The organism is Methylobacterium sp. HMF5984, from assembly GCF_045033435.1.
In the GTDB taxonomy this organism is placed as follows: domain Bacteria; phylum Pseudomonadota; class Alphaproteobacteria; order Rhizobiales; family Beijerinckiaceae; genus Methylobacterium.
Window position 1 is genome coordinate 1,812,746 of the sequence record NZ_JBJFLN010000001.1, and the last position, 13,151, is coordinate 1,825,896.

Consider the following 13,151-nt stretch of genomic DNA (forward strand, 5'->3'; position numbering starts at 1 on the left):
ACGAAGCGATCACCGGAGGCTGTAAGCTCGACCGTATCGTCAAGACTTCGTTTCGAAACCGGTTCCGGGCCGGGTCGAGCATGCCGGCGACCGGCTTCGGTCTTGGCTAACGGAGCGTTGCGCAGAGCACGCACAAGAGGGCCGATGCCGGCGGGCTTCGCAGGTCCGGCGGTCGGGCGGACCGCCCCCGTCAGCCGGCGGAGTTCGACGGGGCGTTCGCCGGCGTGCGGGTGCCGGGCACACGGGCGGGCTCGCCCTGGAAGGTCAGGCGCAGCATCGCCGCGATCCCCTCGGCCGCGAGCTTCTCGTCGAAGATGCGCTCGTAGCGGGCGCGCGCCGCCGCCGGATACCCCGTCCACAGATCCGGGCGGGTGACGATCTCGGCGAGCGCCCGCGACAAGGCCTCGACGTTGCCGGGGGGCACGACCCATCCGGTCGCGCGATCCTCGACGATCTCGGTGAGGCCGCCGATGCCGGAGACCAACGGCGGGATGCCGTAGGCCAATGCCTCGATCGCGACGCGTCCGAGCGACTCCGGCAGCTGCGACGGCACCGTGACCACGTCCGCCCAGCGGTAGAGCGAAGCGGGGTCGGCGACGAACGGCGAGCAGGTGACCTGCCCCGACAGTCCGGCCTCGGCGACCTGTGCGGCCAGCGCCGCCTCGCGGGCGTCGTCCTCGAAGGCGCTGCCGACGATCTTCAGCTCGATGCGCGACCGGATCGCCTCCGGCAGCCGCCGGATCGCCTCGACCAGGACCTCCTGGCCCTTGATGCGGCTGATCCGGCCGAGCATCAGCAGGCGCAGCGGACGGCTGCCGTCGTAGCGCGCGGTGTTGGGCACGGCCGGGCCGGCGATGCCGTTGTAGACCACGCGCGCGGTCGCATCCTTCGGCATCGCGAAGGCGGCCTGCGTCGCCCGCGAGTTGAAGATGATGTTCGCCCGGCTCCAGCGGATCAGGTTGCGCAGCACCGTCAGGGTCGCCCCCTCCGGAATCTCATGGACATGGACGACGGTTCGGCCGGGCAGGAGCCGCGCGGCCAGCAGGTAGTCTGCCACGACGGTGGTGTTCACGTAGACGAGATCGCTGGCCCGGATGCGCCGGAGCGCGCAGGCGACGGCGAAGGGCAGGGCCGCCATGCCGAGCGTCGCCAGCCGCAGCAGGTTGCGCCGGCGCAGCACCCAGATCGGCTCGATCACGATCCGCGACGCGGCGTCCTCCAGCATCGCGACGATCGGGCCGGCCTTGGGCAGCACCACGTCGATCCAGGCCTGCGGATAGGCCTCGCGGATCGTCCGCACCGTCTCGCAGAAGCTGCGATCCGATCCGTAGAGCTCGTAGCCCTGATGCACGCAGGTGATGCGGCGGACGGCGCGTCCGTCCCGCGCGGCGAGGAACCCGCCCGGCGCCCGAACATTCCCGTCCGTGAAAGAATATCCGGTCCGAAGTATTGGATCAGCACGCATAAGTTGAATTAACCACTGATACAACAACTAATGGTTGTATTCCGGAGACGCTTCGTTAGTAAGTCTTCTCGCATACCGGAAGTTGACTGAAATCGGAAGGGGTTCGCGTATGCGGGATCTTGCGCCGGCGCTCCTAATTCTTGGGACGCGCGGCATCCCTGCGTCGCATGGCGGGTTCGAGACGTTCGCGGAACGGCTCGCGCTGCATCTCGCCGCGCGCGGCTGGCGCGTCGGCGTCTACTGCGAGCGGGATGTCGAGCGGGTCGGGCGGCGCGTCTCCACCACGATGTGGCGGGGGATCGAGCTGATCACCGTGGAGGTCGCTGCGACCGGCCCGGCGGCGACGTTGGCCTTCGACGCGTTCTGCGCACACGACGCGGTGACGCGCGGCGGCGTCTGCCTCGTGCTCGGCTACAACGGGGCGATCTTCCTGCCGTATCTCAGGCTGCGCGGTGCCAAGATCCTGACCAACATGGACGGCATCGAGTGGCGGCGCCCGAAATGGTCCTTGGCGGTGCGGGCGTTCTTCTGGGTGAGCGAGTGGATCGCGGCCTGGAGCTCGCACCGGCTGATCGCCGACCACCCGACGATCGCCGACCATCTCGCGACCCGCCGTCCGCGCCGGACGATCGCGACGATCCCCTACGGCGGCGACCCGATCCGCGCGCCGAAGGAAGCGCCGATCCGGGCGCTCGGGCTCGAACCCGATCGATTCCTCGTCTCGATCGCGCGGATCGAGCCCGACAACAACGTGCTGGCCTTCGTCGAGGCGTTCTCAAGGAAGCCGCGCTCTGCCAAGCTGGTGGTGCTCGGCACGTTCGACCCGAGCAACGCCTACCACCGGGCGTTGCGGCGAGCGGCAGGGGAGGGCGTGGTGTTCCCAGGCGCGATCTACGAGGCCGAGACGGTCCAGGCGCTGCGCCACCATGCCCGCGCCTACCTGCACGGGCACACGGTCGGCGGCACCAACCCTTCGCTGGTCGAGGCCCTGTGGGCCGGCAATGCGGTGATCGCGCACGACAACGCCTTCAATCGCGGCACTGCGGGCGACGGCCAGTTCTACTTCTCCGACGTGGACGGATGCGAGCGGGCGATCGAGACCGTTCTCGGCGACGACGCGGCCGTCGCGGCCGCCCGTGCGGCGGCCCGGCGGAGGTCCGCCGCCTTTTCGTGGAACGACATCCTGGCCGCCTACGAGCGCGAGGCGCGCCGGCTCGGCGGATATCCGCCGATGTCCGAGCCGATCACGGACGATGCGCCGGCGATGCGCCCGGGTGCGGGCGGCCTGCCGCTCCGCCGGACGGCCGGCGCCGCGGCGGATCCGGTCGCCTGACGATGGCGACGGACCGCCGTACGGTGATCGGCGGCGCGCTCGCCATGACGCTCGCCGGGCCGGTCGCAGCCGCGACGCCCGAGCCGGTGGTGCTGCGCCGTGGCATCAGCCTATGGCCGTGGTTCTCGCTGACCCGGGAATCCCCCGCGCCGCGCACCGACTACGCCTGGCCGCCGTTCCAGCCCGACCGCCCGGTGCCGAATGCCGGCGACCTGCGGCACCTGGCGGAGGCCGGGTTCGATTTCGTGCGCCTGCCGATCGATCCCGGCCCGTTCGCCGCCTTCGCCGGCGCGCAGCGGGAGCGGCTGTTCGCGATGCTGTCCGAGGCGGTCGACCTGATCCTCGCGAGCCGGCTGTCGCTGGTGCTGAACGTCCAGGCCAACGCCGCGACCCACCACTACAACCCCGATCGGTTCTACGGGACGGCGACGGCGCCGCTGCTTCCCGCCTACCGCGACGTCGTCGTCGAGCTCGCCGGGCGCTTCGGCGGGCGGGCGCCCGGCCGCATCGCCCTGGAACCGGTCAACGAGCCGCCGCAGGCCTGCGGGGCGGTGGCCTGGAACCGGGTGCAGGCGACGCTCCTCGGCGCGGCGCGGAAGGCGGCGCCTGCCATGACGCTGGTCGCGACCGGCGCCTGCGGCGGCATGGGCTCGGGCCTCACCGCCCTCGACCCCGCCTCCTTCGCCGCCCTCGCTCCGGTGCTCTTCACCTTCCACTTCTACGAGCCCTACCTGTTCTCGCACCAGGGCGCGCCCTGGATGAAGGACGAGCCGATCTATCGGGCGCTCAACGACGTGCCGTGGCCGGCGCGCGCGGGCACGCTCGACGCGACGCTGGCGGCGGTCCGCGCCCGCATGCGCGCCGACACCGCGACCTCCGACGCGGACAAGGCGGCGGCCTACGCCGTCACCGAGACGAAGATGAAGGAGTACTTCGCCGCCGACCCGGACCGCGGCTACCTCGATCGCAATCTCGCCGACATCCGAACCTGGGCCGACCTCTACGGCATCGCGCCGCGACGGATCCTGATGGGGGAGTTCGGCGCCCTGAGGAGCGATGCGCGCTACGTCGCGTCGCGCGCCCCCGATCGCGCCCGCTACATCCGCGACGTCCGCGAGGCGGCGGAGGCCGCGGGCTTCGCTTGGGCGTTCTGGAACCTGTTCGACGGGCTCGGCCTGATGGACGACGCCCACCGCATCGATCCCGCGATCATCGCCGCGTTGGGCCTGACGATGCCGGGGACGGCGAGGCGCTGAGCGGGCGGCGCGGGTACAGCACCAGCAGCATCAGCGCGAACTTGGCGAGAAGGGTCGTCTTCCCGCCGATGCTCTCGAAGGTGTTGATCAGCACGACGAAGGCGAGGATCGGCAGGAACACGCCGTGCCGGCACTGCCGCGCCACCTCGTAGAGGAACAGCGCGATCGCGACGATCAGCAGAACCGTCATCGCGACGCCGTTGTAGAGCAGGCTGCGCACGATCGGGTTCTCGATGCCCCATTCGAGGCCGTACATCCGACGCAGGGTGTCGACGATCGACGGATCGGGCCCGACCAGGAGATCGCGGAACGGGATCGCATCGAAGATCGCCAGCATCTCGACGCGGGCATTGGCGCTGCCGCCGTCCGAGACGAAGCGCTCGAGCAGCGCGTCGAAGAAGCCGCCGACGGCGAGCCCGCCGACGACGATCGGCACCATCGTCAGCATCAGCACGGCGATCGCCGCCCCGAGCAGCGGCACGCGCCCGGTGCGGAGCGCCCGGTTGAGGGCGACCACCGCGAAGACGCTGCCGAAGCACAGCGTCACCACCGTCGCCGAGCGTCCGCCGAAGGTGATCAGCGCCACCAGCTGCAGGGTGATGAAGCCGGCGCGGGTGATCGGACGGAGCTGGCCGCCGCCGTTGAACAGGGCGAGGATGTAGCAGGCGGTCAACGTCGCGTTGGCCAGCGGATGGCCCTGCAGCGCCGCGGAGCGCGTGTCGGTGTCGAAGGCCTGCCCGTCCATGCGGAACGGGAAGAAGCGCTGGCCGCTAACGAACTCGACGAGGCCGAGCGCGGCGTTGGCGACCATGACCGCGTGCACCACGATCTCCACGTGCCGCATGGTGATCGTGTCCCGGTCGGCCATCAGGATCACGACGAGGCCGGTGAGCACGTAGGTGTCGAGCGAGCCGGCAAGCCCGGTCCCGTTCCGCGAGGCGATGAAGGCGAGCAGCCCGAAGCCGACGAGGCAGAGCAGCACGCTCGCGGGACGCCGCTCGGCCGCCGCCGCCATCGGGATCACCGGGTTGCCGGCCCGCAGCATCGTCCAGCCGAACAGGAACACCGCGAGGTAGGTCGCGGGATGGACCTTCTGCGCCGCCGAGCCGGTGATGCCGTCGTAGTTGATGCCCACGGCCCAGAGCATGCCGCCCGACAGGCCGCAGGTGATCAGGGCGAGCACGACCAGGGCCCAGGACTCGAACCGCGCGAGGGAGGGCAGCGGGAACGCCTGCGGCTGCCGCCGGACCGCGTGCGCCGGCGTCGTCGGGCGGTACGCCTGCGTCACGATCGGTTCCTCAGCTCGCCGCGCGCGCGTCGAGCAGCAGCGAGCCGGAGACCGGCCGGCCCAGGGCCTCCGAGGTGCCGACGAGGCTGAGGAGGTCGCGCTGGCGGGTGGCGCCGTTGCGCACGATCAGCAGCAGGCGGTCGGCGGCCGCCGCGACCGGCCCGATACGCAGGTTCTCGGACAAGACGCCGCCGTCGAGGATGACCAGCTCGTAGCGCCCCTTCACCCCGGCGAGGAAGCGCTCGACGTTGGTGCGCAGGAACGCGTCGCGCACCGGCTTCTGCGCGTCGCCCATGCCCATCCGACGCGCGCCCGTCGCGGGGTCGAGGCGGGTGACGGCGTTCAGGCTCTGCTCGCCGCGGAGCACGTCGAGGAGGCCGCCGACGCTCGAATCGTCGATCCGCATGTCGGCGTCGACGATCAGCACCCGCTCGCCGCGCGCCACCGCGACGGAGGCGAGCAGGTCGATCACCGCCTTGCGGTCGGCGTCGTCCGCCTCGCCGGAGGTGACGAGGATGCTGATCGAGCGGCCGCCATCGGTCGATTCGTGGAGGTGGTCGAGGGTGAAGCCCGCCGCCGACGCGCTGGCGCCGTCGCTCCGGCGGCGCAGGCGCGGCAGGGTCGCGACGACCGGCGCGTTCGACAGGCGCTCGAGCTGGCGCTGCGACAGTACCGTCGGCTCGGCATATTCCCGCACCAGGGCGAAGCCGGTGCCGAGGCCGAGGCCGGCGAGCGAGGCCGCAAGCACCAGGAACAGCCGCGGCGGCCAAGAGGCGTCCGCCGGCGGGCGCGCCCAGGTGATGACGCGGGCGTTCGTGCTGTCGATCCCGGTCTGCTCCTTCAGCTCGCGCGAGCGCACGAGGAAGTTGTTGTAGACGGTGCGGCTCGCGTCGACGTCGCGCTCCAGCTCGCGCAGGCGGATGCTCGACTGGGCGCTGACCGCGGATTGCTTCTGGAGCTTCTCGAGGTCGGCGGTGAGCGTGCGCTCGTTGGCCTGCGCCCGCTGATATTCAGACTCCGCGGCCTGGGCGATGCGGCCGAGTTCGCCGTCGATCAGCTGCTTCACGTCCTGCATCTGCGCCCGCGTCGCGGCGATGAACGGGTGCCGCTCGCCGAGATTGGTGCGCAGGTCCGCCTCCTTGCTCGCCAGCTCGGCGTACTGGCCGCGCAGGCGGTCGATCACCGAGGATTGGATCGCCTCGGGCGTCGCGCCGGCGGCGAAGGGCCGGCCGCGCGCGTCCTTGACGCCCTGGAGGCGGGCGCGCGCCTCGGCCGTGCGGGTTCGGGCCGCGACCACGCGGGCGTTGCTGTCGGTGAGCTGCTGCTCGCCGACGAGGCGCCCGCTGGACGCGATCAGGCCGTTCTTCGCCTTGTAGTCCTCCAGCCGCAGGTCGGCCTGGTTCACGGCGTTGCGCAGGTCGTCGAGGCGGGCGCGCAGCTCGCCCGATGCGCGCTTGGCGCCCTCGGCCCGGGCCTCGGTCTGGTCGGACAGGTAGGATTTGGCGATGGCGTTGACGATCCGCGCCGACTTGTCCGGATCGGTGGTGGTGACGATCACGTCGACGACGAAGACCTTGTCGGCACGCTTCACCGCGAGCTTGCGCCGAAGCCGGTCGAGGGACTGCCCACGAGCGTCGACGACCTTGTCCGGCTGCGGCCCGGCGATCATCTCGCGGAGGGAGCGCACGGCGCGCCCGACGATGCCGGTGCTCGCCGCACCGAACTCGGGATCCTTGTCGAGCCCGGTCTCGGCGATGGCGCGCGACAGCACGGTGTCCGATTCGATCACGCGGACCTGGCTCTCGACCTGCGTCACGCCGCCGTCGGGCGACAGCGCTCCGGGATTGACGTCGTTGTTCACGACGACGCGGTCGCGCGGATCGATCAGGAGTTGCGCGGTCGCCGTGAAGAGGGACGGCGTGAGGACGGCGTAGGCCAGGGCCGCCAAGCCCAGCACGCTCGCCGTGCCGAGGATCAGCTTCCAGCGCCGGAACAGGATGCGCCACAGGTCGCCGAGCTCGGCCGTGGTCTCGGGCTTGGATGTGACCACGCGCTCGGGCGCGACCGGCTCGATCCAGGCCGAAACGGCAAGGTTTCTGTTCAGCTGCGCCACCGTGGGCCACCGTCGTGTCAAATTGGGTCAGTTTTACGGACGCCTGACCGGATACTGCAAGGTGCGCGCAACTGAATGAAAATCCCTCAAGACTGCGTAGCACCCCGGGTTCGGACATCGCTTCTTCGGGTAAGGGTTAATGTCGATCGGTCGGCGGCCTCTGTCTTCAAGGTTATCTTCTCGGTCACGAAATTGGTGATAGATCGCAACGACGGATTGCACCGGGTATCCCGGTTCCTGGCGCCGAACGCGACGGGCGGGGACGCGGCGTTCGCCGGGACGTTCGAGAGGGATCGGTCGGCGGCATGCGTCTCAGGTTGCGTCTCGATGGTCGGAGGCCGCGCCTTTGGCACGTGCACCTGCTCCGTCGGATCGCCGTCCTGCCGGGCGTCGACGCGATCGAGATCGATGCGCGCCCCGGGCCGGACGCGTGGCCGGCCAACGCCGACCTGCTGTTCTCGCTCGAGACGCTGATCCACCGCCTGCCGCGATCGGGCGCCTCGTCGCCGGCGCAGGATCGCGACCTGTCCGCGTGGCGGCCGACCGGGCATGCGCGGCCGGATCTGATCGTCGACCTCTGCGGCGACGTCGCCGCCGCGGAGGCCGGCTCGATCTGGCGGTTGTCCTACGACGGCCGGCCGGGCGAGGCCGGTCTGCTCGCGAGCCTCCTGGCGGGGCGGGCCCCGATGATGGCGCTCGCCGACGGGAGCCGGCTCGTCGCATCGGGTCGCGCGGGCACCGAACGCCGCGGGGTGATGCTGACCTCCTTCGACGACGCGCTGATCCGCACGGTGTCCCTGCTGGCGGCGGCGCTCGCCGGGCGCCACGAGGGCGGCCCCGCGACGGGACGCCCCGGGATCGCGGCACCACCGGCCGAGCTCACGGCCCCCCAGATCCTGTCACGCACCGGGCGCATCCTCGCCCACGCCGTCGCGCAGCGGCTCTACCACCTGTGCTACCATGCCCCGCACTGGCGGGTCGGCTGGCGCCGGCTCGACGGGCCGGACGTGATCGACCTTCGCCGGCACCCCGACACCGGCTGGACCACCCTGCCCGACGACGGCCGGCGCTTCTACGCCGACCCGTTCCCCCTCGATCATCGCGGCGAGACCTGGCTGTTCGTCGAGGATTTCGTCCACGCGACGGCCAAGGGCATCGTCTCGGCGGTACGGTTCTCGACCGACGGCCCGATCGGCGTACCGGTTCCGGTGCTGGAGGAGGCCCATCACCTCTCCTATCCGTTCGTGTTCGAGCGCGCGGGCGAGGCCTGGATGGTGCCCGAGACCGGCAGCGCCGGCACGATCGACCTCTACCGCGCCACCGCCTTTCCGGGCGGCTGGGTGAAGGAGGCGACGCTGGTCTCCGGCGTCGTCGCCAGCGACGCGACCCTGGTCGAGCATGGCGGCCTGTGGTGGATGTTCGCGACCGTCCGCGATGCGCCGCTCGGCGCGGCGCTCGGCAGCGGCTCGTACTCGGATGCGCTCCATCTCTGGTCGGCACCGGATTTCCGCGGGCCCTGGACGCCGCATGCCCACAACCCGGTGCTGGTCGACGTCGCCTCGGCGCGGCCGGCCGGACGCATCGTCGCGCGCGACGGAGCCCTGATCCGCCCGATCCAGGATTGCACCGAGGGCTACGGCCGGGCGCTGGCGCTCGCCCGGATCGACCGCCTCGACGCGGAGGGCTACGCGCAGACCGTCGAGACGAGGCTGACCGCCGGGCCGTCCTGGCCCGGCACCCGCCTCCACACCCTCAACCGGTCGGCGACGCTCGAATGCATCGACGGGTCGGCGCGCTCGCCCCGCCTGCGCACCCTGCTCGGCCGCTGATTTCACGACGCTCGGCGCTCGCGCCCCCTGGCGCGGACGGGGGCGCACCGCTACATGTGTTGGGCGGGGCTGCAGAGTCCGTCAGGAGCACTTTCCCCGGGGCCTTATCGACTCCCCCGGGAGCTGTCCCTGGCCTCGTCCCTGGACTTGGCCAACACGGCGCCCACCTACACTGTAGGTTTCCCGGGATCGATCCTCCAACGGCTCACGTGGCTCCGCACTCGACCTCCTCCGACAAGGCCGCCCTGCGAAGCGACGCGCTCGCACGGCGCGACGCCCTCGACCCGGAGACCAGGCGCGCCGGATCGCTCGCGATCGCCGAGCATGCCCTCACGGTCGCGGGCCTCGCCGAGGCCACCCTCGTCGGCGCCTTCTGGCCGATCCGCAGCGAGGCCGACCCGCGCCCGCTGATCGAGTGCTTGTTCGCCCGCGGCCAGCGCGTCGCGCTGCCGAAGGTCACGCCGGACGGCCTGGTGTTCCGCGAGTGGCGCGCGGGCGAGACGCTGGTCGCCGGCCGCTTCGGCCTCAGCGAGCCGCGCGACGACCTGCCGGCCCTCGACCCGACCGCCCTGATCGTGCCGCTCGCCGCCTTCGACCGGCGCGGCCAGCGCATCGGCTACGGCCGTGGCTACTACGACCAGGCGATCAGCCGACTGTCGCGCAGCGGCCCGGTGCTGACCATCGGCATCGCCTTCTCGGTCCAGGAGATCCAGCGGGTCCCGGCCGAGCCGCACGATCGCCCCCTCGACCACCTCGTGACCGAGGCCGGGTTCGTTCCCCTCACCAAAGACCTCTGACGATGCGGCTTCTCTTTCTCGGCGACGTGGTCGGGCGTCCCGGCCGAAAGGCCGTCACCGACCGGCTTCCCGCCTTGCGCGAGCGCTGGCGGCTCGATTGCGTGGTCGTGAACGGCGAGAACGCGGCCGGCGGGTTCGGCATCACCGAGTCGATCTGCGACGAGATCCTCGGGGCCGGCGCCGACGCGGTGACGCTCGGCAACCACTCCTTCGATCAGCGCGAGGCGCTGGTCTTCATCGCCCGCCAGCCGAAGCTGGTCCGGCCGGCGAACTACCCGCCCGGCACGCCGGGCCGGGGCGCCACCATCGTCGAGACCCGGGCCGGCGCCCGCGTCCTCGTCGTCAACGTGATGGGCCGGCTGTTCATCGACGCGCTGGACGACCCCTTCGCCGCGGTCGAGCGCGAGCTGTCCGCCTGCCCGCTGGGCGAGGCCGCCGATGCGGTCGTCATCGACGTCCATGCCGAGGCGACCAGCGAGAAGCAGGCCTTCGGCGTGTTCCTCGACGGCCGCGCCAGCCTCGTCGTCGGCACCCACACCCACGTCCCGACCGGCGACCACCGCATCCTGCCCGGCGGCACGGCCTACCTGACGGATGCCGGGATGTGCGGCGATTACGACTCGGTGCTCGGCATGCAGAAGGAGGAGCCGCTGCGGCGCTTCCTGCAGAAGACGCCGGGCGCCCGCCTCGAAGCGGCGCAAGGGGAGGGCACCCTGTGCGGCATCGCCGTCGAGACCAATGCGGACGGCCTCGCCGTCACGGTCTCGGCGGTTCGCCTCGGGCCTCATCTCGAGGAGACCTGGCCGCGGGATTGGGATTAGTCCGCACTGAACGATGTGAACGCGCGCTGTGCGGCTTGATCGCATCGTAGGCTGACGCCACAGTGCCGGCCTGCTCGATCGAGGCCGCCGATCATCTTCGGGAGACGACCTCGCGCCACCTTCCGAAGAGTCGCGACCGATGGCCGCCCGTTCCGACACCGCGTTTCCCGCACAGCCGAGTGCGGACAGGCCGATCGGCAAGAGTCCGGCGGGCAAGATTCCGGCGGCCAGGAGACCGATCGCGAAGCCGGGCATCTACCTCGTCCGGATGCTGGTCTTCCTGATCCTGGTCGGGTTCCTCGCCTTCATCCTGTTTCGCCAGATCACGCCCGCCTTCCAGGCCAATCCGGGGCTCAACGGCCTGATCCTCGGCGTACTCCTCATCGCGGTGCTGCTGGCCTTCGGGCAGGTGATCCGGCTCTACCGCGAGGCGTCCTACGTCAACGCGGTCGCCTCGGGGGAGGCGGCCAAGCGCCCGCCGCGCCTCGTCGTCCCGCTGGTGCCGGCGATCCAGGCCCGGCGCGACGGCGCGACGCTGCCGGGGGTGCGGGCCTTCCTCGACACCGTCGCCGCGCGCCTCGACGAGGGCCGCGACACCCTGCGCTACATCGCCGGCATCCTGATCCTGCTCGGCCTGCTCGGCACGTTCTGGGGCCTCATCGACACGCTCTCGGCGGTCGGCTCGGTGATCAAGTCGATGCGCGGCGGCGGCGAGGCCAGCGTGATGTTCGACGAGCTGAAGAACGGGCTGGCCGTGCCGCTCGGCGGCATCGGCCTGGCGTTCTCGGCGTCGCTGTTCGGCTTGGCGAGCTCGCTCATCACCGGCTTCCTCGACCTGCAGGCGAGCCAGGCCCATGCCCGCTTCCACAACGAGCTGGAGGACTGGCTGGTCTCGGGCGAGGAGGCGGCCGCGCCCGCGCCGGTTCAGGCGCGGCAGGAGCCGGTCGCGGTCGAGGCGCTGCAGGAAGCCGTCGACCGCCTGACCACCGTCGTGTCGGAAGGCGCCAACGGGCGGGCGGCGACGCTGGCGATGACCAACCTCGCCGAGGGCATCCAGGGGCTCGTCCAGCACATGCGCGCCGAGCAGCAGATGATCCGCGACTGGGTCGAGGCCCAAGCCGGCCGCGAGCGCGAGATGAAGCAGGTGCTCGACCGGCTCGGCCGCGAGCGGGTCTGATGGCCTCCCGCCTCGTCCGCCGCGACCGCGGCGTCAACGTCTGGCCGGGCTACGTCGACGCGCTGGCGACGCTGCTCCTATCGGTGGTGTTCCTGCTGACGATCTTCGTCGTCGGCCAGTTCTTCCTGTCGCAGGAGCTGACCGGGCGCGACACGGTGCTGGCCAAGCTCAACCGCCAGATCGTCGACCTCACCGACCTGCTGGCGCTCGAGCGCTCGAACCGGCGCGGGCAGGAGGAGACGGCGCAGGCGCTCCGCAACACCCTGCTCGCGACCGAGGCCGAGCGCGACCGGGCCCGCGCCGAGGCCGCGGCGACGGCCTCAAGCAAGGGCCAGGCAAGCGACCTCGACAGGCAGCTCCAGGCCGAGCGCGGCGCGGCCGGCCGGGCGCAGTCGCAGATCGACATGCTCAACGACCAGATCGGCGCGATGCGGCGCCAGCTCGCGGCGCTTGAGGATGCGCTCGCGGCTTCCGAGAGCCGCGACCGCGAGAGCCAGGCCCGCATCGCCGACCTCGGCAGCCGCCTCAACGTCGCGCTTGCGCAGAAGGTGCAGGAGCTTGCCCGATACCGCTCCGACTTCTTCGGCCGGCTGCGGCAGATCCTCGGCAATCGCACCGACATCCGCGTCGTCGGCGACCGCTTCGTGCTGCAATCCGAGGTGCTGTTCCCGGCAGGCTCCGCCTCGCTGAAGGCCGAGGCCGGCCCGGAGCTCGACCGGATCGCGGGGGCGATCCTCGACCTCGCCAAGCAGATCCCGGCGGACCTGCCCTGGGTGCTGCGGGTCGACGGCCATACCGATTCGCGCCCGATCGCCAGCGCGCAGTTCCCGTCGAACTGGTCGCTCTCGGCGGCGCGCGCCATCGCCGTCGTACAGTACCTCGCGAGCAAGGGCCTGCCGCCGCAGCGGCTGCTCGCCGGCGCCTTCGGCGAGTTCCAGCCGCTCGACGCCGGCACCACCGACGAGGCCTACGCGAAGAACCGCCGGATCGAGCTGAAGCTGACCGAGCGCTAGAGCATTGTCGAGCGAGGTGGATCCCGGCTCGCGGGAAGTTAATGTGATCCCACGACACG

General features: G+C 71.4%; 10 protein-coding genes and 1 other RNA gene. 8 read left to right on the plus strand and 3 right to left on the minus strand.

Going from position 1 to position 13,151, the window contains the following annotated elements; genetic code table 11:
• Window positions 1-190: 190 nt before the first annotated feature.
• Window positions 191-1,351, minus strand: a complete 1,161-nt coding sequence (locus ACFZ8E_RS08615) for a glycosyltransferase (protein WP_405042600.1) — start codon at window positions 1,349-1,351, stop codon at window positions 191-193.
• Window positions 1,352-1,574: 223 nt separating this feature from the next.
• Here ACFZ8E_RS08615 and ACFZ8E_RS08620 point away from each other — a divergent pair, with 223 nt between their 5' ends.
• Window positions 1,575-2,798, plus strand: coding sequence for a DUF1972 domain-containing protein (locus tag ACFZ8E_RS08620; protein ID WP_405042601.1), 1,224 nt, complete (start codon window positions 1,575-1,577; stop codon window positions 2,796-2,798).
• 2 nt (window positions 2,799-2,800) lie between these two features.
• Entirely contained in the window at window positions 2,801-4,054 is a 1,254-nt protein-coding gene (locus ACFZ8E_RS08625) for a glycoside hydrolase family 5 protein (RefSeq protein ID WP_405042602.1), read from the plus strand.
• Here the strand turns inward: ACFZ8E_RS08625 and ACFZ8E_RS08630 are convergent.
• Both ACFZ8E_RS08630 and ACFZ8E_RS08635 read right to left on the minus strand, forming a co-directional pair.
• Window positions 4,008-5,342, minus strand: a complete 1,335-nt coding sequence (locus tag ACFZ8E_RS08630; RefSeq protein WP_405042603.1) for a VpsF family polysaccharide biosynthesis protein — start codon at window positions 5,340-5,342, stop codon at window positions 4,008-4,010. The two genes, ACFZ8E_RS08625 and ACFZ8E_RS08630, sit on opposite strands and share 47 nt — an antisense overlap.
• A gap of 10 nt (window positions 5,343-5,352) precedes the next feature.
• Window positions 5,353-7,455, minus strand: a complete 2,103-nt coding sequence (locus tag ACFZ8E_RS08635) for an exopolysaccharide transport family protein (RefSeq protein ID WP_243936316.1) — start codon at window positions 7,453-7,455, stop codon at window positions 5,353-5,355.
• Between the two features lie 353 nt (window positions 7,456-7,808).
• On the opposite strand from ACFZ8E_RS08635, the gene ACFZ8E_RS08640 reads away from it, so the two are divergent.
• From ACFZ8E_RS08640 to ACFZ8E_RS08665, 6 genes are all read left to right on the plus strand, one after another.
• On the plus strand, window positions 7,809-9,284 hold the full coding sequence (locus ACFZ8E_RS08640) for a formyl transferase (RefSeq protein WP_313899076.1): 1,476 nt from the start codon (window positions 7,809-7,811) through the stop codon (window positions 9,282-9,284).
• A gap of 63 nt (window positions 9,285-9,347) precedes the next feature.
• Window positions 9,348-9,504, plus strand: a non-coding RNA gene (gene ssrS / locus ACFZ8E_RS08645) — 6S RNA.
• The gene (locus ACFZ8E_RS08650; protein ID WP_147727810.1) at window positions 9,494-10,081 is read left to right on the plus strand and encodes a 5-formyltetrahydrofolate cyclo-ligase; all 588 of its coding nucleotides are present in this window, start codon (window positions 9,494-9,496) and stop codon (window positions 10,079-10,081) included. Before ssrS ends, ACFZ8E_RS08650 begins: the two co-directional genes overlap by 11 nt.
• 2 nt (window positions 10,082-10,083) lie before the next feature.
• The gene (locus ACFZ8E_RS08655) at window positions 10,084-10,902 is read left to right on the plus strand and encodes a TIGR00282 family metallophosphoesterase (RefSeq protein ID WP_147727811.1); all 819 of its coding nucleotides are present in this window, start codon (window positions 10,084-10,086) and stop codon (window positions 10,900-10,902) included.
• A 268-nt stretch (window positions 10,903-11,170) separates the two neighbouring features.
• A complete protein-coding gene (locus ACFZ8E_RS08660; RefSeq protein ID WP_243946301.1) occupies window positions 11,171-12,079 on the plus strand; it encodes a MotA/TolQ/ExbB proton channel family protein in 909 nt (302 codons plus the stop codon).
• On the plus strand, window positions 12,079-13,092 hold the full coding sequence (locus tag ACFZ8E_RS08665) for a peptidoglycan -binding protein (RefSeq protein ID WP_147729081.1): 1,014 nt from the start codon (window positions 12,079-12,081) through the stop codon (window positions 13,090-13,092). Before ACFZ8E_RS08660 ends, ACFZ8E_RS08665 begins: the two co-directional genes overlap by 1 nt.
• The last annotated feature ends 59 nt before the right edge of the window (window positions 13,093-13,151 follow it).